Origin of the sequence: Streptomyces bikiniensis (assembly GCF_000716625.1) — a bacterium.
GTDB lineage: Bacteria > Actinomycetota > Actinomycetes > Streptomycetales > Streptomycetaceae > Streptomyces > Streptomyces bikiniensis.
The window spans coordinates 193,956-211,756 of sequence record NZ_JNXJ01000003.1; the positions used below are offsets into that span (position 1 = coordinate 193,956).

The 17,801-nt window shown below is 73.8% G+C and carries 15 protein-coding genes, 5 tRNA genes and 1 riboswitch; of the genes, 12 read left to right on the forward strand and 8 right to left on the reverse strand.

Annotation, left to right across the window (positions count from 1 at the left end; genetic code table 11):
• Positions 1–50: 50 nt before the first annotated feature.
• The 3 genes from OO47_RS03175 to OO47_RS03185 all read right to left on the reverse strand — a co-directional run bounded on the left by OO47_RS03175 (position 51) and on the right by OO47_RS03185 (position 334).
• Positions 51–124: transfer RNA gene (locus tag OO47_RS03175), tRNA-Phe, on the reverse strand.
• Between the two features lie 22 nt (positions 125–146).
• Positions 147–220: transfer RNA gene (locus OO47_RS03180), tRNA-Asp, on the reverse strand.
• 41 nt (positions 221–261) lie between these two features.
• Positions 262–334, reverse strand: a tRNA-Glu gene (locus OO47_RS03185).
• A gap of 105 nt (positions 335–439) precedes the next feature.
• Here OO47_RS03185 and OO47_RS03190 point away from each other — a divergent pair.
• The 4 genes from OO47_RS03190 to OO47_RS03205 all read left to right on the forward strand — a co-directional run bounded on the left by OO47_RS03190 (position 440) and on the right by OO47_RS03205 (position 4,405).
• Positions 440–790, forward strand: coding sequence for a metallopeptidase family protein (locus tag OO47_RS03190; RefSeq protein ID WP_030209692.1), 351 nt, complete (start codon positions 440–442; stop codon positions 788–790).
• Between the two features lie 127 nt (positions 791–917).
• Positions 918–1,619 (forward strand): hypothetical protein, encoded by a 702-nt coding sequence (locus tag OO47_RS03195; RefSeq protein WP_158708625.1) that lies wholly within the window; start codon positions 918–920, stop codon positions 1,617–1,619.
• 199 nt (positions 1,620–1,818) lie between these two features.
• On the forward strand, positions 1,819–4,131 hold the full coding sequence (locus OO47_RS03200) for a DEAD/DEAH box helicase (RefSeq protein WP_030209698.1): 2,313 nt from the start codon (positions 1,819–1,821) through the stop codon (positions 4,129–4,131).
• A gap of 200 nt (positions 4,132–4,331) precedes the next feature.
• Positions 4,332–4,405: transfer RNA gene (locus tag OO47_RS03205), tRNA-Lys, on the forward strand.
• 131 nt (positions 4,406–4,536) lie between these two features.
• On the opposite strand, the gene OO47_RS36750 is transcribed toward OO47_RS03205, so the two are convergent.
• Positions 4,537–4,965, reverse strand: coding sequence for a dihydrofolate reductase family protein (locus OO47_RS36750; protein WP_051736380.1), 429 nt, complete (start codon positions 4,963–4,965; stop codon positions 4,537–4,539).
• Positions 4,966–5,208: 243 nt separating this feature from the next.
• On the opposite strand from OO47_RS36750, the gene OO47_RS03215 reads away from it, so the two are divergent.
• Positions 5,209–6,585, forward strand: coding sequence for a diacylglycerol/lipid kinase family protein (locus OO47_RS03215; RefSeq protein ID WP_407696270.1), 1,377 nt, complete (start codon positions 5,209–5,211; stop codon positions 6,583–6,585).
• Complete coding sequence (locus OO47_RS03220; RefSeq protein ID WP_030209706.1) at positions 6,582–7,163, forward strand: phosphatase PAP2 family protein; 582 nt, start codon at positions 6,582–6,584, stop codon at positions 7,161–7,163. Before OO47_RS03215 ends, OO47_RS03220 begins: the two co-directional genes overlap by 4 nt.
• A 211-nt stretch (positions 7,164–7,374) precedes the next feature.
• Here OO47_RS03220 and OO47_RS03225 read toward each other — a convergent pair whose 3' ends face one another.
• Positions 7,375–8,298, reverse strand: coding sequence for a sigma-70 family RNA polymerase sigma factor (locus OO47_RS03225; protein ID WP_033207929.1), 924 nt, complete (start codon positions 8,296–8,298; stop codon positions 7,375–7,377).
• A gap of 295 nt (positions 8,299–8,593) precedes the next feature.
• Between OO47_RS03225 and OO47_RS03230 the strand changes: the two genes are divergently transcribed.
• The 6 genes from OO47_RS03230 (at position 8,594) to OO47_RS03255 (ending at position 14,145) form a co-directional block, all read left to right on the forward strand.
• Positions 8,594–9,085, forward strand: coding sequence for a rhodanese-like domain-containing protein (locus OO47_RS03230; protein ID WP_030209717.1), 492 nt, complete (start codon positions 8,594–8,596; stop codon positions 9,083–9,085).
• Positions 9,086–9,150: 65 nt separating this feature from the next.
• Positions 9,151–9,224 (forward strand) — tRNA-Met (locus OO47_RS03235).
• Positions 9,225–9,329: 105 nt separating this feature from the next.
• Positions 9,330–10,070 carry a MerR family transcriptional regulator gene (locus OO47_RS03240; protein ID WP_030209728.1) on the forward strand — a complete coding sequence of 247 codons (741 nt, stop codon included), beginning with the start codon at positions 9,330–9,332 and terminating at the stop codon, positions 10,068–10,070.
• A 243-nt stretch (positions 10,071–10,313) separates the two neighbouring features.
• Complete coding sequence (locus OO47_RS03245) at positions 10,314–11,525, forward strand: PP2C family protein-serine/threonine phosphatase (RefSeq protein ID WP_033207900.1); 1,212 nt, start codon at positions 10,314–10,316, stop codon at positions 11,523–11,525.
• Between the two features lie 264 nt (positions 11,526–11,789).
• Positions 11,790–11,936: riboswitch (cyclic di-AMP (ydaO/yuaA leader) on the forward strand.
• 11 nt (positions 11,937–11,947) lie between these two features.
• Positions 11,948–13,078 (forward strand): M23 family metallopeptidase, encoded by a 1,131-nt coding sequence (locus OO47_RS03250; protein ID WP_030209734.1) that lies wholly within the window; start codon positions 11,948–11,950, stop codon positions 13,076–13,078.
• Positions 13,079–13,164: 86 nt separating this feature from the next.
• Complete coding sequence (locus tag OO47_RS03255) at positions 13,165–14,145, forward strand: aldo/keto reductase (protein ID WP_051715629.1); 981 nt, start codon at positions 13,165–13,167, stop codon at positions 14,143–14,145.
• Here the strand turns inward: OO47_RS03255 and OO47_RS03260 are convergent.
• The 3 genes from OO47_RS03260 to lhgO all read right to left on the reverse strand — a co-directional run bounded on the left by OO47_RS03260 (position 14,142) and on the right by lhgO (position 17,784).
• A complete protein-coding gene (locus OO47_RS03260; RefSeq protein ID WP_234323063.1) occupies positions 14,142–15,518 on the reverse strand; it encodes a PrsW family intramembrane metalloprotease in 1,377 nt (458 codons plus the stop codon). The genes OO47_RS03255 and OO47_RS03260 overlap by 4 nt on opposite strands.
• Before the next feature lie 104 nt (positions 15,519–15,622).
• Positions 15,623–16,342 carry a tRNA (guanosine(46)-N7)-methyltransferase TrmB gene (trmB, locus tag OO47_RS03265; protein WP_234323066.1) on the reverse strand — a complete coding sequence of 240 codons (720 nt, stop codon included), beginning with the start codon at positions 16,340–16,342 and terminating at the stop codon, positions 15,623–15,625.
• Positions 16,343–16,599: 257 nt separating this feature from the next.
• The gene (lhgO, locus tag OO47_RS03270) at positions 16,600–17,784 is read right to left on the reverse strand and encodes an L-2-hydroxyglutarate oxidase (RefSeq protein WP_030209743.1); all 1,185 of its coding nucleotides are present in this window, start codon (positions 17,782–17,784) and stop codon (positions 16,600–16,602) included.
• Positions 17,785–17,801 lie beyond the last annotated feature (17 nt).

The following is a 17,801-nucleotide window of genomic DNA, read 5'->3' on the forward strand; positions in this document are numbered from 1 at the left end:
TTCCCGGACACGACGAAGGCCCCGCTCTTTCGAACGGGGCCTTCTGCCTGTGGCTGGGGCCGGGGTCGAACCGGCGACCTATCGCTTTTCAGGCGATCGCTCGTACCAACTGAGCTACCCAGCCACGAGACCGTTTCCGGTCTCGGCGATCCTGACGGGACTTGAACCCGCGACCTCCACCTTGACAGGGTGGCGAGCTAACCAACTGCTCCACAGGACCTTGCTTCGTGACGAGAACAAGTCTCGCACACGTTTGAAACGTGCCCCCAACGGGATTCGAACCCGTGCTACCGCCTTGAAAGGGCGGCGTCCTGGGCCACTAGACGATGAGGGCTAGGGGCTCACCTGGGCGCTTCGTCAGCGCGTCGGGGACGTGAGAAGCATATGGGATGCCGGCCGCTATCGCCAAAACGGTTTCCGCCCGAGGGAGAATGGGCGCGTGCTGGAGATGACGCGCGAGGAGTTCGAGGAGCTTGTCGCCGAAGCCCTGGACCGGATCCCGCCGGAGCTGACGCGGCTGATGGACAACGTCGCCGTGTTCGTGGAGGACGAGCCGCCCGCCGACGATCCCGAGCTGCTCGGGCTCTACGAGGGGACGCCGCTGACCGAGCGGGGCGAGTGGTACGCCGGGGTCCTCCCGGACCGGATCACGATCTACAGGGGGCCGACGCTCCGGATGTGCGAGTCGCGCGAGGACGTGGTCGCGGAGACCGAGATCACGGTGGTGCACGAGATCGCCCACCACTTCGGCATCGACGACGAACGACTGCACGCGCTGGGCTACGGCTGACGGGTTGCGCGTGCGGGGGCGCGGGTTCCGTTTCCCTTGCGCGGGGGCCCGTGTCCCTTGCGGGGCCGGGGGAGTTGGGCAGTGCGACGCGTTCCGTTCCTGCCTGTTGTGTCCTGGAGGTGCCCCCGTGCGCCATTTGCCCACCCCGGTGAGATGGGTCGCCACCGCGCTGACCGTCGCGGCCTGCGCCGGCCTGAGCGGCTGTATGAGTGTGAGCGACGACGGGGCGAAGCCGGGGCCCGGCGCGTCCGGGGGGAAGCGGGGCGTGGCGGCCGAGTCCGACGGCGGCGCGGGCCTCCCGGACGGGGGCGGCGGCTCCTGGAACGGCCGGCCGGACGGGGGAGGGCCGGACGTGGCGGGGGCCGGCAAGGGGTCCCCGGTGCCGAGCGGCTCGCCGTCCGGCAGCGCGCGGCCCACGGAGGGCGCGGCCCCGTCGGGCGTCACCCCTTCCGGCGGTACGGCGAAGCCGCAGCAGCCGTCCGGCGGCGGCCACGAGGAGCCGGGCGGCGGCGCGGGCGGCAGCGGCGGGGACGGCGGAGGCGGGAACGGGGGCGGGAGCGCGGGCGGCGGGACCGGCGGCACCGACGGGGGAACGGGAGGACCGGGCGGCGGGGACACGCCCACCCAGGAGCCGACGCAGCCGCCCGTCGAGCCCACGCCGGAGCCGCCGGTCCCGACCCCGGAACCGACGCCCGAGCCGACCTCGGCCCCCACCGATCCGCCGGCGCCGGGCCCCGAGGCCCAGATGGGCGCCGTGTGGGCCGCCGAGGAGGAGGGCGCGGGCGCGTCCTCGGAACCGGTGGCGTCTCCGCAGGTGGGGCCGGTGTGAGGGAGTCCGATTTGCCATAGGTGGGGGAGGGTGCGTATGGTGGTAGATCGTTTGATCCCATTGCCCGGCGCCGACACAGAAGAGCGCCGTGTGGCGCGTACTCTCCCTAGCCGTGGCTGGACCGCATTGAGGCGGTCGATTTGCGAAAACACGGAGTTGACGGGCGCGTGCCGAGACTCCGGAAGGTTTCGCATTTCGCATGTCCATTTTCAGTTCTGACCACGCCGTCATGCCCGAGAACGACGAGATCGTCGAGGCCGCAGAGGCCACCGAGACCGTCGCGATCGAGGCCGAGGCCCAGGCCCTGATCGAGGCCGACACCCTCGCCGAGGCCGAGACCGAGTTCCAGGCCGACGACTCCGCCGAGGAGCCCGACTCCGCCGAGCCCACGATCACCTTCGCGGACCTCGGTCTGCCGGAGGGCGTCGTGCGCAAGCTCGCGCAGAACGGCGTGACCACCCCCTTCCCGATCCAGGCGGCGACCATCCCGGACGCCCTGGCCGGCAAGGACATCCTCGGCCGCGGTCGCACCGGCTCCGGCAAGACCCTCTCGTTCGGTCTGCCGCTCCTCGCCACCCTGGCGGGCGGCCACACCGAGAAGAAGAAGCCCCGCGGCGTCATCCTCACCCCGACCCGTGAGCTCGCGATGCAGGTCGCGGACGCCCTCCAGCCCTACGGCGACGTGCTCGGCCTGAAGATGAAGGTCGTCTGCGGCGGCACGTCCATGGGCAACCAGATCTACGCCCTGGAGCGCGGCGTCGACATCCTCGTCGCCACCCCGGGCCGTCTCCGCGACATCATCAACCGCGGCGCCTGCTCCCTCGAGGCCGTCCAGATCGCCGTCCTCGACGAGGCCGACCAGATGGCCGACCTGGGCTTCCTGCCCGAGGTCACCGAACTGCTCGACCAGGTTCCGACCGGCGGCCAGCGCCTCCTCTTCTCCGCCACCCTGGAGAACGAGATCGACAGCCTGGTCAAGCGCTACCTGGTGGACCCCGTCACGCACGAGGTCGACCCGTCCGCCGGCGCCGTCACGACCATGACCCACCACGTCCTCGTCGTGAAGCCGAAGGACAAGGCCCCGGTCACCGCCGCGATCGCCGCCCGCAAGGGCCGCACGATCATCTTCGTCCGCACCCAGCTCGGTGCCGACCGCATCGCCGAGCAGCTCCGCGAGTCCGGCGTGAAGGCCGACGCGCTGCACGGCGGCATGACGCAGGGCGCCCGTACGCGGACCCTGGCCGACTTCAAGGACGGTTACGTCAACGCGCTCGTCGCGACCGACGTCGCCGCCCGCGGCATCCACGTCGACGGCATCGACCTGGTCCTGAACGTGGACCCGGCCGGCGACCACAAGGACTACCTGCACCGCTCGGGCCGCACCGCCCGTGCCGGCCGCTCCGGCGTCGTGGTCTCCCTGGCCCTGCCGCACCAGCGCCGCCAGATCTTCCGCCTGATGGAGGACGCGGGCGTCGACGCCTCGCGCCACATCGTCGGCGGGGCCGGCGCCTTCGACCCGGAGGTCGCCGAGATCACCGGCGCCCGTTCGCTGACCGAGGTCCAGGCCGACTCCGCGAACAACTCCGCCAAGCAGGCCGAGCGCGAGGTCGTCGACCTCACCAAGCAGCTGGAGCGCCTCCAGCGCCGGGCCGTCGAACTCCGCGAGGAGGCCGACCGCCTGGTGGCCCGCGCCGCCCGCGAGCGCGGCGAGGACCCGGAGGCGGCCGTGGCCGAGGTGACCGAGGCCGCCGAGGCCGAGGTCGCGGCGGCGGCCGTCGAGGCCGAGCGCGCCGCGAAGGCCGAGGAGCAGCAGCGCCGCGAGGAGCGCCCGTCCTTCCGCGACGAGCGGGGCAACTTCGAGCGCCGCGACCGTGGCGGTGACCGGGGTGGCTTCCGCGGCGGTGACCGTGGCGGCCGTTCCTTCGAGCGTCGTGACAACGACCGTCCGTCCGGTGGCTTCCGTCGCGACGACCGTCCCTCGGGTGGCTTCAACCGTGACGACCGTGGCGGCCGTTCCTTCGAGCGTCGTGACAACGACCGTCCGTCCGGCGGTTTCCGTCGCGACGACCGTCCCTCGGGCGGTTTCAACCGTGACGACCGCGGCGGTGACCGTGGCGGCTTCCGCCGTGACGACCGTCCGTCCGGTGGCTTCCGTCGTGACGAGCGTCCGTCGGGCGGTTTCAACCGTGACGACCGTGGCGGCCGTTCCTTCGAGCGTCGTGACAACGACCGTCCGTCCGGTGGCTTCCGTCGTGACGACCGTCCGTCGGGCGGTTTCAACCGTGACGACCGCGGCGGCCGTTCCTTCGACCGCCGTGACGACCGCCCCTCCGGCGGCCACCGCGGCAGCGACCGCCCGTTCAACCGCGACCGTCGCGACGACCGCCCCTCCGGCGGCTTCCGCTCGGGCGGCGACCGCCCGTACGGCCGCCGTGACGACCACCGCGGCTCCGGCCCGGCCGGCGGCTCCTTCCGCCGCGACGACAAGCCGCGCTGGAAGCGCAACGGCTGACACCACGACGGCCACTGGCCGCTAGCACCCTGAACCAGGGCCCGTACGAGCACTCCGGTGCCGCACGGGCCCTGCTTCGTACAGACGGCCCCGGCACCCGCCACCCCGTCCCCTTCGACCGCCTCCAGCGCGCCCGGTGTGGGATACCCGATCGGTTCCTGGGATCTCTCGGGCTATGCTGCACGGGTGTGTCCGTCCACGGGCCGTTAGCTCAATTGGTCAGAGCAGCGGACTTTTAATCCGTTGGTTGTGGGTTCGAGTCCCACACGGCCTACCGAAGGCGGGGAGGGTTCTCTCCGGTCCGCCGAGAAGCGCCCCGTCGGTTCCGACCGGCGGGGCGCTTCGGCGTTTCCGGGGGAGGGCTTTTTGGTCAGCGGGTCTCCGGGCGGTGGCAGACGCAGACGTTCACGTCGTGGGGCTGGTGGTGGAGGCCGGTTCGAGGGTGCGGAGGGCGCCGTCCGCGGGGAAGAGCGGCCTTCCGCCGCCGAGGAGCAACGGCACGACGACCGGGCGGAGTTCGTCGGCCAGGTCCTCGGCCAGGAGCGTGCGGACGAGGGCGGGGCTGTCCAGGACGAGGAGGTCGCGGCCGGGGCCCGTGGAGTTCGCGGAGGCCGTCCACAGCTTGTCGCCGTGGACGAGCCGGGTGTTGTGCCGGCCGGGGTCGGCCTCGTCGAGGGCGTGGGAGACGATGTACTTCGGGAGCGCGTCCATCCGGTCGGCGAAGGGGCCGCCGGCCCGCTCCGGCCAGGCGTTCGCCCTCGCCCGCCAGGTGCGGCGGCCGAGGAGCAGGCCGTCCGCCCGCTCCGTGGCCTCGGTGAACGCGCCGTCCACCACCTCCGGGGGGTGAGGCGCCCGGGTCCTCCGGGTGCCCCTGGGTCTTCCCTGATCCGCCGGGCTTTCCGGGTGCCCTTCCCGCCTCGGGGTAGGAAAGCCGCGGGGCACGAGGGGAGAGACGGACCGGCGGTCGGGAAGGCACCGCTCCCGGGAGGTCCCTCCCGCGCGGGCCCCTGCGCCGAACGGCTTCGTCCGGGGCGCGGGGCGCAGAGGGGTGGGGAAAGGTGGAGACGGAACGTGGAGGTGGGGACGGTGACGGCGAGCGGAACCGGTGATCCGGCGAAGACGGCCCGGCGGCTGGCGCGCTGCGCGCTGCTCGCGGCGGTGGCCGCGGTCGTGGTGCTGCTGACGGCGCTGGGCGGCGGCGGGGTGCTGATCCTGGTGAGCGGGCTCGCGGGACTCGCTCTGTCGGCCGTGGGCATCTGGTGGTTCCTCGCCCACCGGGGACCGCTGCGGGCGCTCGGTGCGCTGCTCGCGGTGGCCGCGCCCGCCGCGGTCCTCACCCTGTACGTCGTCGGCGGCGTCTGGCTGAACGCCCTCGGGGCGCTCGCGCTCTGGGGCGTGGCGTTGCTCTGCGCCCGGTCCGCCCTGCGCCGGCCGGAGGAGGACGGGGACGGGGTGATGCGGGGCGTGCCGGCGGCCCGGCCCGAGAAGGCCGTCCTGATCATGAACCCGAAGTCCGGCGGCGGAAAGGTCGAGCAGTTCGGGCTCGTCCGGCGGGCCGAGGAGCTGGGCGCCCGGGTGGTCCTCCTCGACCCGTCCGCCGACACCGACGTCACCGCACTCGCCCGGCAGGCCGTGGCCGGGGGCGCCGACCTGCTCGGCGTGGCCGGCGGCGACGGCACGCAGGCGCTGGTCGCCGCCGTGGCCGCCGAGCACGACCTGCCGTTCCTCGTCATCTCGGCCGGCACCCGCAACCACTTCGCCATGGACCTCGGCCTCGACCGCACCGACCCGTCGACCTGCCTGAACGCCCTGACCGACGGCGAGGAGCTCCGGGTCGACCTCGGCTCGGTCTCCGGCCGCGCCTTCGTCAACACCGTCTCCTTCGGGGTGTACGCGGACGTGGTCCACCACCCCGAGTACCGCGACGCCAAGGCCGGCACCGCCCTCGACGCCCTGCCCGACCTGCTCCAGGGCGGCGAGGGCGGCCGCGTCGACGCGGTCGTCGACGGCACCCTGGTCGACGCCCAGCAGGCGCTCCTGGTCAGCAACAACCCGTACGCCACCCCCGATCCGCTCAGCGCCGACCCGGCACGGAGACCCCGTCTCGACGGGGGCGAGCTCGGCGTGATCGGCGTCCGGGTGGAAGGGGCGATGCAGGCCGCCGAGCTGGCGGTACGGGGCACCCAGGCGGCCGCCCTGAACGTCCTGACGGCCCGCAGGGTCGAGGTCACCTGCGACGACGGTGACGGCGCCCTCTCCGTCGCCGTCGACGGCGAGGCGCTGGTCCTGCCCGCCCCGGTCGTCTGCACCCTCCGCCCGCGCGCCCTGCGGGTGCTCGTGCCCCGGGACCGGCCGGGCATCACGCCTCCACCGCCGCCCATGGACTGGCGGCGCATCACCGAGCTCGCCTTCCACACCCACCACCCCCATCGATCCCCGAGGAACGGCGCATGACCCACGACACGCCCACCGAGACCGTCCAAGCCGTCCTGCACGATCTCCGGGCCGTCGACGGCGCCGTGTACGCCGCCGTGGCGGCCACCCCCACGCCCACCCTGGACACGGCCCTGCGCCGGCTCTCCAGGACGGCCGACCACTCCAAGATCTCCTTCTCCGTCGCGGCCGTGCTCGGCCTCTTCCCGGGCCGTCCGCGCCGGGCCGCGCTCGCCGGGGTCGGGGCGATCGCGGTGGCCTCGGCCACGGCGAACCTGCTGGGCAAGCGGCTCGTCCGCAGGGCGCGGCCGGACCGGGAGGCGGCCCGGGTGGTGGCGGGCCGGCACGTTCCCATGCCGGACTCGGCCTCGTTCCCCTCGGGGCACACCGCGTCGGCGGTCGCCTTCGCCACCGCCGTGGGGGTGGTGCTGCCCGCCGCCGCCGTGCCCCTCGGGATCCTGGCGTCGACGGTGGGGTACTCCCGCGTCCACACCGGCGTGCACTATCCGGGCGACGTCGCCGCGGGCGCCGTCCTCGGCGTCGCCAGCGCCGCCGTCTCGCTGACGGTCGGAGCCTCCCTGGCCCGCCGGCGGGGGTAGCGGCCGGGAGGTTCACCGGAAGGCTCGACACGCCCCCCAGGGCCTGTCCGGCGGATCATGGCCGGGGCCGCGACGCCCGGCACGGCACCTCGCCGCGTTGCCGAAACGCCCCGACAGCTCCGCCATCGGCCCGCTCCGGCGCCGTGCGGGCCACCGCGCCGGACGCCGCGGCCCACCCGACCCCGATCCGCCGGACAGGCCCTGGGCCGGGTCACTCCGCCCGTGCCAGTTCCTCCTCCGTGAGGCCGAGCGTCGCGAGCCGTTCCGGGTCCGCCAGGATGTGGAGCTCGACAATCCGGTCACCGGCGACCGTGAACACCATGAGCGCGGCCGGGCGTCCGTCGACGACCGACAGGACCGCGGGGTCACCGTTGGCCACGACCCGCAGTGACGCCCTGCGGAACCGGGAGTACGCCAGGGCCTGCGCGACGACGGTCTCGGCGCCCCGCACCAGCTTGGAGGCGCCGGCCATGAGCCGGCCGCCGTCCGCGCGCAGCACCACGTCCGGGTCGAGGACCGCGAGCAGGCCCTCGAAGTCGCCGCCGTTCGCGGCGGTGAGGAAGGCGTCCGCGAGCTCCCGCCGGCGCCGTGCGTCCGGGGCGGGGCCCGGGGAGGCGTCCCGCACCCGGCGGCGGGCGCGGCTGGCGAGCTGGCGGGTCGCGGCCGGGCTGCGGTCCACGACCTCCGCTATCTCGTCGAAGGAGACGGCGAACATGTCGTGCAGGACGAACGCGAGCCGCTCGGCCGGCGACAGGGTCTCCAGGACGACGAGGAGCGCGAGACCGACGGACTCGCCGAGCTCGGCCGCGCGCTCCGGGTCGGTGGCGGCCGCGGCGTCGGCGCCCCCACCGACCCGGACCACCGGGTCGGGGACGTAGTACTCCAGCGGGGACTCGCGGCGCGAGCCGCGCGAGCGCAGCATGTCCAGGCAGACGCGGCCGACGACCGTGGTCAGCCAGCCGCTGAGGTTCCGCACCTCGCCGATGTCGGCGCGGCTCAGCTTGAGCCAGGCCTCCTGGACGGCGTCCTCGGCCTCGCTCAGCGAGCCCAGCATCCGGTACGCCACCGCCCGCAGGTGCCCCCGGTCGGCGTCGAAGCGCCGGGCCAGGAGTTCCTCGTCGCCGTGCGGGTTCATGTTCATGTCCACCAGATCCACCGTGCCCATCAGATCCACCGCGTCCATCAGATCCACCGCGCTCATCATGTCCACCGTGCCCAACAGATCCACCGTGCCCGCGTCCACGCTCGCGCCCGTCATGTCTCCATGACGGATCGGACCCCGCCCATGTGACAGGGAGAGGGGGTCGGACGTTTCGGTGCGTGAGATTCCCGCCGTTCCGGCGTGAGCGCCCGGGATTCCCCGGTCCGAGCCGTCGACCGCCGTGGTTTCCCACTTCAGCGGCGTGCCCGCCGGTCCTAGTTTGATCGTCATGACGACGACACCGCAGGTCAACCCCGTCCTCCGTACCCCGCCGGCCCCGCCCGCCGCCGCTGCCGCGTACTTCTCCGCGAGCCTCGCCTTCCACGCCGACGTCTCCGACGTGGCCTCCGCCCTCGCCGCCGCAGTGGCCGAGGGCACCGACCCCGGCTTCGTCCTGGTCGACACCCGGTCCACCGCCTCCTGGGACCAGGGGCACGTCCCCGGCGCCGTCCACCTGCCGACCGCGCTCGTCCCCGAGCAGGCCGAGGAACTGCTCGACCGGTCCGTGCCGGTCGTCACGTACTGCTGGGGCCCCGGCTGCAACGGCGCCACCCGCGCCGCGCTCGCCCTCGCGGAGCGGGGCTTCCAGGTCAAGGAGATGCTCGGCGGCTTCGAGTACTGGGTGCGGGAGGGGTTCGCGTACGAGACGTGGGAAGGGCCCGCGGAGAGGGCCGCCGACCCCCTGACGGCCCCGGTCGGCACCGACGACTGCGGCTGCTGAGACAGGGGCCGGGAAGAACCGATTTCAGGATCGCCCCGGTCATGCCGTAGAGTCGTGTTCACCGACGCGGGGTGGAGCAGCTCGGTAGCTCGCTGGGCTCATAACCCAGAGGTCGCAGGTTCAAATCCTGTCCCCGCTACTCAGTAGTGACGAAGGCCCGGATCCAAGAGGATCCGGGCCTTCGTCGTTTCCCCGGGCGTTTCCGGTTGACCTTGACGCAACGTCAAGATCTAGCGTTCCCGTCATGGAGTGGTCGATCCAGGAGATCGCCAAGAAGGCCGGCACCACCAGCCGCACCCTCCGGCACTACGGAGAGCGCGGACTGCTGGAGCCGAGCCGGATCGGCGCGAACGGTTACCGGTACTACGACCAGGCGGCGCTCGTGCGGCTGCAGCGGATCCTGCTGCTGCGCGAGCTGGGGCTCTCGCTGCCCGCCATCGCCGAGGTCCTCGCGGGCCAACGGGACACCTCCGCGGCCCTGCGCACCCACCTCGCCCTCCTGGAGCAGGAGCGCGAGCGCATCGGACGCCAGATCGCGTCGGTGCGGACCACCCTCCACAAGACCGAGAACGGAGAAGAGCTCATGGCGGACGAAGTGTTCGACGGTTTCGACCACACGCGGTACGAGGAGGAGGTCACCCACCGCTGGGGCCGCGAGGCCTACGAGCAGGGCGACCGGTGGTGGCGCTCGCTGGACGAGGAGCGGAAGCGGGCGTTCATCGAGGAGCAGGCCGGCATCGCCCGCGACTTCGGGAAGGCGGCGCGGGACGGCCTGGCCGCCGACAGCGACGAGGTGCAGGCCGTCGCGCGGCGCCACGTCGCGTGGCTGTCGACCACCACGGAGCCGACCAAGGAGTACGTGATCGGCCTCGGCCGGATGTACGTCGACGACCCTCGGTTCACCAAGAACTACGACAAGTACGGCGAGGGCACCGCGGTCCTCGTCCGGGACGCGCTGGCGGTCTACGCCGAGCGGAACATGTAGTCCCCGGACGGCCCCCGCCGGCTTCCCGGGCGGCCCCCGTCGACTTTCCGGCGGCCCCCCGCCGGCACCCCGGCTTCCTGGGCAGCCCCCGCCGGCTTCCCGGGATCCCGGCATCCCCGCCGGCATCCCGGACCGTCCCGTACGCCGGTCGGCCGTGCGGAGTCGCCGTCCGCCGGGGCGGCGGCCACCCTGGAAAGGGCGCGGTACGGGGCCGCGGCCGGGCGGACCGGGCAGGAGAGAACGGTGGGGCACCCCCTAGGAGCGGCGGGCGGCGGGCGGCGGGGCGGTGGGGGCCGTCCCGCGTACCGGGGCACCCGGCGGTTCATCCGCGCGCTGCCGCCGCTGATCATCGCCGGCGGTGTCCTCTTCGACGTGTCGACCCCCGCTCCGTACACCGCCTCCCCCATGCTCGCCGCCGCCCCGCTGGTCGCCGCGCCCTTCTTCTCCCTGCTCACCACCCTCCTCACCGGGATCGTCGCCGTCCTCGCCTCGGTCGGCCTCTCCCTCTTCAGCGACGACGGCACCCGTGCTCCGGCCGTCGCCGAGATCCTGACCGTGCTCACCGTCTCCGGGCTCGCCCTCCTCATCAACCGGGTGGTGCGCCGCAGCGGCGAGCGGCTCGCCTCGGCGCGGGTCATCGCGGAGACCGCACAGAAGGCGGTGCTGCCGACGCCCGCCGAGCGGATCGGCGGGCTGCGGTGCGCGGCCCGCTACGAGGCGGCGCAGGCGGACGCGTTCATCGGCGGCGACCTCTTCGCCGTGCAGGACACCCCGCACGGGGTGCGGCTCGTGGTCGGGGACGTGCGGGGCAAGGGCCTCGACGCGGTCGAGGCCGTCGCCGTCGTCATCGGGGCCTTCCGGGAGGCGGCCGAGCAGGAGCGGACCCTGGAGGGCGTGGCGCAGCGGCTCGAACGCGCACTGGACCGGGAGGGCACCCGCCGGGACAGTCTCGACGCCGTCGAGGGGTTCACCACCGCCGTCCTGGCCGAGGTCCCGCGCTCCGACGGCAGCGGCACCTTCGACGGGTTCGTACGGGTCGTCAACCGGGGGCACCCGTCCCCGCTGATGCTGTACGGCGACGGGCGGGTCGAACCGGTCGACCCGAGCCGGCCCGCGCTGCCCCTCGGCATGGGGGACCTCGCGTCGTGGCCGGACCGGGCCGAGGCCCGGCCGTACCCGCCGGGCACGACGCTGCTCTTCTACACGGACGGCCTCTCGGAGGCGCGGAACGCGCAGGGCGTCTTCTACGACCCGGCGGAGCGGCTGGCCGGGCGGGTCTTCCCCGGGCCCGAGGAGATGCTCGACGCGCTCGTGGACGACGTACGGCTCCACACGGGCGGCGGGGCGACGGACGACATGGCGCTGCTCGCGCTCAACCGCCCGACGGCGGGGCAGCCGGAGCGGCGCCGCACGATGTCGGTGGTGCCGCCCGGCGGGCCCGGGTCCCGGCGCTGACCGGCCCCTCGCCTCTCCCCGACCGCCCGGCGGGCCCCGTCACCAGGGGTAGTCGAGAGGTCTCCCTGCGATAACAATTGATGCACCGTCAGGAATCGGGGGTTTCGCCGTTTCCGGATCCGTCCTTGCTGAAGGGGGGTCAAGTCTGACCATTCCCTCTCAATTCAATGAACGATCAAGAGGAGCGGCTTGGAATCGGGACCCCCTGTCTATTAACGTTCGATAACGCAGCGCGGTCGTCCCAGCCGTCGCAAGAGACGGCACCGTGCGCACGCGCCGAATCCCGAAAGGGAACCGGGGAACCACCATTTGGGGTGAATCGAGCCCTTCGCACTCGTGCGTCCGGGCCCGTAGGAGACCTTCCTGCTCCGAACCCGTCAGCTAACCCGGTAGGCGAGAAGGAAGGAAAGGAGCGCGCCTCCGTGGCGTCCAACACCCCTGCCCCCGAAGCTCCCTTCGATGCCTTCGGCGGCGGTGCGGCCCCCTCCGCCCCGGGTACCGAGTGGAACCCCACCGAGGATTCCCTCCGCGCCCAGAACCGCTCCGGCGGCCGGCACCGGGTCGTCAAGCAGCGCTCCAACTTCGCCCGCTCCTCCACCGTCCTCGGCGTCGGCGTCATCGCCGCCGTCGGCGCGGGCGGCCTCGCCACCGCGCAGGAGAAGCCCCCGGTCGCCATATCGCTCCCGGACCTCCCCGACCTGAACCTGCCCGACGCCCACGACCTCCCCGGCGTCGGCGCCCTCCTCCCCGAGGAGGAGCCGGAGGCGGTCCCCGCGGACCGCGCCAACCCGAACCCGCTGACCTCCGCCACGTACACCACCGAGGCCGACGAGCGGGCCGCGCGCACCGGTCAGGTCACGCAGGCGAGCCTGACGACGGCGGACGCCCCGAGCACCGCCGACGCGGGCGAGGCCCTGCGCGCCCGCATCCTCCAGCAGGCCGAGCAGCAGCAGGCCTCCGCCGACGCCGCCGAGAAGGCCGCGGCGGAGAAGGCGGCCGCCGAGAAGGCCGCCGCCGAGGCCCGGGCCAAGGCCGACGCCGCCGAGAAGGCCGCCGCCGAGGCGAAGGCGAAGGCCGAGGCGGAGGCCAAGGCCAAGGCGGAGGCGGAAGCCAGGGCGAAGGCCGAGGCCGAGCGCCTCGCCAAGCTCGCCGCCAGCTACTCGATGCCCCTCTCCTCGTACTCCCTCACCGCCACCTACATGCAGTCCGGCTCGATGTGGTCCTCCGGCCACCACACGGGCCTCGACTTCGCCGCCCCCACCGGCACCCCGCTCAAGGCGGTCCACGGCGCGACGGTCAAGTCGGCGGGCTGGTCCGGCTCCTACGGCTACCGGATCGTCCTGGAGCTGGAGGACGGCACCGAGGTCTGGTACTGCCACCTCTCCTCCATGACGGTCTCCGCCGGCCAGACCGTGGGCACCGGCGAGACGATCGGCCGCGTCGGCGCCACCGGCAACGTCTCCGGCGCCCACCTCCACCTGGAGGTCCACCCCGGCGGCGGCGACGGCGTCGACCCGGCGGCCTGGCTGCGCTCCAAGGGCCTGACGGTCTGACCCCTCCCCGGACTCCCGGGAACCCCCTTCCCGGATTCCCGGAAGCACGCGGAATAGGCCCGGCGACGGGGACCGTTGACCACCCCATGACCTCTCTCCGTATGCTGGGCACGTCCGACCTGCACGTCTTCCCGCTCGCCCTCGGCGGCAACGTCTTCGGCTGGACCGCCGACGAGGCGCAGTCCTTCGCCGTCCTCGACGCCTACGCCGCCGCCGGCGGCAACTTCGTCGACTCCGCCGACGTCTACTCGGCCTGGGCCGAGGGCAACGAGGGCGGCGAGTCCGAGACCGTCATCGGCCGCTGGCTCGCCTCCCGGGGCAACCGCGACGACGTCGTCGTCGCCACCAAGGCCGGCGCCCACCCCCGGTTCAAGGGGCTCTCCGCCCCCACCGTCAAGGCCGCCGCAGAGGAGTCCCTGCGCCGCCTCGGCACCGACCGCATCGACCTGTACTACACCCACTTCGACGACGAGTCCGTCCCCGTCGAAGAGATCGTCACCGCCCTCGACCAGCTGGTGCGGGACGGCAAGGTACGGGCCGTCGCCGCCTCCAACATCTCCCCGGAGCGGCTCCGCGCCTCCCTCGACTTCGCCGAGGCCGAAGGACTCGCCCGCTACGTCGCCCTCCAGCCGCACTACAACCTGGTCTCCCGCGAGACCTACGAGGGCCCGCTCCTGGAGACCGCCGAGCAGGCGGGCCTCGCCGCCGTCCCGTACTACGGCCTCGCCTCCGGCTTCCTCACCGGCAAGTACCGCCCCGGCACCGCCGTCGACAGCGCCCGCGCCGCCGGGGCCGGCAAGCACCTCGACACCGAACGGGGCCGGGCGGTGCTCTCCGCGCTCGACGCGGTCGCCGGGGCGCACGGCGCCGAGCCCGCCTCCGTGGCCCTCGCCTGGCTCGCCTCCCGGCCGACGGTCGTCGCGCCGATCGCCTCGGCCCGTACGGTCGAACAGCTCCCGGCCCTGGTCGCCTCCGCCGGCCTGGAGCTCACCGAGGAGGAACTGACCCTCCTGACCGAGGCGTCCGAGGTGCCCGAAGCGGCCGGGGCCTCCGGGGACCGGGGCTAACTGCGGTACGGGTTGTAGCCGCCGTAGTCCAGGTACTGCGGCGGCGCCCACGCCCGGCCCGTCGCCCGCGCCGCGTACGTGAGCGCGGGCGAGGCGACCGCCCGGCGCTGCCACAGGTGGTGGAGGAGTTCCTGCTCGCGGGCCGCGAAGTCGGGCCCGGCGGTGCCGCGCCGGGCCCGGTCCCGCAGGAACGCGAGGGTCGTCGCGAAGGACTCGTACTCGGCGACGGCCCGCGCCCCCTCCTTGCCGTACGTCCGGGCGGCGTAGGAGCGGGCGAGCTGCCGGGCCCGCATCGAGGAGAGCGCGAGCGGCTCGGCGGGGGAGAGCCAGCCGGCCGCCGCGTACGCCGGGAGCTCCCCGGAGACCGTGCGCAGCTCCCGCTGCCGGCTCCACACCGCGAGCCAGGTCAGCAGGCCGAAGGCCGGCATCATGAGCGCCCCGTACACCGCGTAGAAGATCCAGGGGCCGCCGAAGGTGGCCGAGCCGTTCCAGGCGGCGTGCATGCCCATGGAGAGCAGCAGCCCGGCGAGCGGCAGCAGCACCTTCCGCAGCCGCTTCCCGCGCGGGGCGAGCGCGGCGAAGCCGAAGCCGAGGCCGGTGAGCACGGTGAACAGCGGGTGCGCGAACGGCGACATCACGACCCGTACGAAGAAGGTCCCGGCGGTCACCATGCCGATGCCGGTGGCGCCGACCTCCTGGTCCTCGCCGAAGGCGTTGCCGAGGTAGAGGATGTTCTCGGTGAAGGCGAAGCCGGTCGCGGTGAAACCGGCGATCACCACCCCGTCGACGAGCCCGCCGAAGTTCCGGCGCCGGAAGAGGAAGAGCAGCAGGATCGCGGCGGCCTTGGCGCTCTCCTCCACCACCGGGGCGACGACGGTGGCGCCGAGGTGGTCGGCGGAGGCCGGGTCGGCGGTGGCCGTGGCGATCCAGCGGATCGCGAAGGAGTTCGCCAGGATCGCGACGAGCGCGGCGGCGAAGGCGCCCCACGCGAAGGCGAAGAGCAGGTTCTTCCACGGCCCCGGCTCCACCCGGTCCAGCCAGCGGAACGCCGCCATCAGCAGCGGTACGGGGAGCACGGCGAGGCCCAGGCCGACGAGGAAGCCCTGTGTGCCCGTCTGCTCGCGGACCATCGCCAGGATGACCAGGGCGCAGATCGCGAGCACGGTGACCAGGGATATCGCCCGGACCAGCCGGCTGCGCCAGAAGGCCCGGCGCGGCCGGTAGCGCCACTGGGAGCGGTCGGCTGCGGCGGGGAAGGCCGGTTCCTCGGCGTCCCGTCGGGGGACGGGGGCGGCTTCGGGGCCGGAGCCGGGGCCGTGTTCGGGTGGGGATCCGTGACCGGGTCCGGCTTCGGCGGGGGCGGGGTTCGACACGTGAGCGACCCTAACGACCCGCACGGACAGCGGCGACGTACTTACGGCGTGCGGGCGTGCGGGCTTGCGGGCGTGCGGGCTTGCGGGTCGTCCCCCGCTCCTCGTCACTTCCTCCTGAAGAGGAGGTCGTGGACGACGTGCCCCTTGTCGAGGCCCTGGCCCTCGAAGCGGGTGAGGGGGCGGAAGCCGGGGCGGGGCGCGTAACCGCCGTCGGCCTGCGTGTTCTCGAAGTCCGGGTGCGCGGTGAGCACGTCCAGCATCTGCTCGGCGTACTCCTCCCAGTCGGTGGCGCAGTGCAGCACGGCACCGGGCTTCAGCCGGGTCGCGAGGAGGCTGAGGAACTCGGGCTGGATCAGCCGCCGCTTGTGGTGGCGGGCCTTGGGCCACGGGTCCGGGAAGTACACCCGGCAGCCGTCGAGCGAGTCGCCGGTGAGCATCTCGCGGAGCAGGATGATCGCGTCGCCGTTGGCGACCCGGACGTTGGTGAGGCCGTTGCGGTCGGCGAGCCCGAGCAGATTGCCCTGGCCGGGGGTGTGCACGTCCACGGCGAGGATGCCGGTGCCGGGGTCGGCGGCCGCCATCTGCGCCGTCGCCTCGCCCATCCCGAAGCCGATCTCCAGGACGACCGGGAGCCCGCCGAACATCTCGTCCAGGTCCAGGACCCGCTTGCCGTCGATGTCGAGGCCCCAGTCGGGCCACCGCTTCAGCATGGCCTCGGCCTGCCCGGCGGTCACCCGGCTGCGCCGGGGCTGGAAGCTCCGGATCCGCCGCTCGTGGTGCGAACCGGCGGGGTCGGGCAGGGGGCCCTCCCCGGGGGCGAACATCCGGCTGCCCCGCCGCGCGACGGGCTGGGACCGGGGCTCGGGGGCGGCGACGGGACGCGGGCTGTTCTCAGGCTGCTCAGACACAATGCGGCCGATTCTACGGGTGGGAGCGGCCACACGCGGGCGTGCACGGGCGGACGGCGTACGGGCAGAGCGGACGGTGTACGGGCAGAGCGGACGTGTACGTGTACGGGCGGTGCGTGTACGGGCGGTGCATGTACGGGCACGCGAGCCCGGCATGATCGACAAGGCACCCCCTAGAGCAGCGCCAGCGCCCGCCCCGCCACCTCCCGCCCGATCGGCAGCGAGGCCGTCGCCGCCGGCGAGGGCGCGTTCAGGACGTGGACCGTGCGTGCCGCCTCCCGGATCAGGAAGTCGTCGACGAGCGTCCCGTCCCGCAGCACCGCCTGCGCCCGCACCCCCGGCGCGGCCCGGCGCAGGTCGGACTCCTCCACCACCGGGAGCAGCCGCCGCACCGCCTCCGTGAAGGCCCGCTTCGAGAGCGAGCGGTGCAGCTCGCCCGCCCCGTACCGCCAGTGCTCCCGGGCGATGGCCCACGAGCCGGGCCACGCCAGGGTGGCGCCCAGCTCGCGCGGGCGGACGACGGACCAGCCGTACCCCTCGCGGGCGAGCGCCGGCACCGCGTTCGGCCCGATGTGGACCCCGCCGTCGATGCCCCGCGTCAGGTGCACCCCGAGGAACGGGAACGCCGGGTCCGGCACCGGATAGACCAGGCCCCGCACCAGCGACGGATCGGCCAGCTCGTAGTACTCCCCCCGGAAGGGGACGATCCGCATGCCCGGGTCGTCGCCCGCGAGCCGCGCGATCCGGTCGCAGTACAGCCCCGCGCAGTTGACCAGGACCCGCGCCCGGACCACCCGCCCGTCCGCCGTCCGCACGGCGACGCCCCAGGGCCGCCGGTCGATCACGGCGGCCTCCGCGCCGTATAGGATCCGCGCCCCGGACGCCTCGGCGAGCCGCTCCGCCACCGCCCCGTAGTCACAGATCCCGGTCGTGCCGACGTGGATCGCGGCGAGCCCCCGCACCCGCGGCTCGTACTCGCTGATCTGCGCCGGGCCCAGCTCCCGCACCGGGATGCCGTTCTCCCGGCCGCGCTGCACGAGCGCGTGCAGCCGGGGCAGCTCCTCGCGCGCGGTGGCGACGACGAGCTTCCCCGTCACCTCGTACGGAATGCCCCACTCCGCGCAGAACTTGACCATCTCGGCCGCGCCCTCGACCGCGAACCGGGCCTTGAGGGACCCCGGCCGGTAGTAGATGCCGCTGTGGATCACCCCGCTGTTGCGCCCGGTCTGGTGGCGCGCGAGGGCGTGCTCCTTCTCCAGGACCGTGACCCGGGTGCCGGGGGCGGCACGCGTCAGCGCGTACGCCGTCGACAGACCGACGATCCCGCCGCCGATCACCAGCACGTCACAGTCGAACACCGGCCCCACCTCCCACC

Excerpts from the sequence above, each read along its gene's own strand:
- OO47_RS03230 (WP_030209717.1), top strand. The coding sequence starts at position 8,594 with ATGACGACGACACCGCAGGTCAACCCCGTCCTCCGTACCCCGCCGGCC.
- OO47_RS03220 (WP_030209706.1), top strand. The coding sequence starts at position 6,582 with ATGACCCACGACACGCCCACCGAGACCGTCCAAGCCGTCCTGCACGAT.
- OO47_RS03240 (WP_030209728.1), top strand. The coding sequence starts at position 9,330 with ATGGAGTGGTCGATCCAGGAGATCGCCAAGAAGGCCGGCACCACCAGC.
- OO47_RS03255 (WP_051715629.1), top strand. The coding sequence starts at position 13,165 with ATGACCTCTCTCCGTATGCTGGGCACGTCCGACCTGCACGTCTTCCCG.
- OO47_RS03200 (WP_030209698.1), top strand. The coding sequence starts at position 1,819 with ATGTCCATTTTCAGTTCTGACCACGCCGTCATGCCCGAGAACGACGAG.
- trmB (WP_234323066.1), bottom strand. The coding sequence starts at position 16,342 with ATGTTCGCCCCCGGGGAGGGCCCCCTGCCCGACCCCGCCGGTTCGCAC.
- OO47_RS03225 (WP_033207929.1), bottom strand. The coding sequence starts at position 8,298 with ATGAACCCGCACGGCGACGAGGAACTCCTGGCCCGGCGCTTCGACGCC.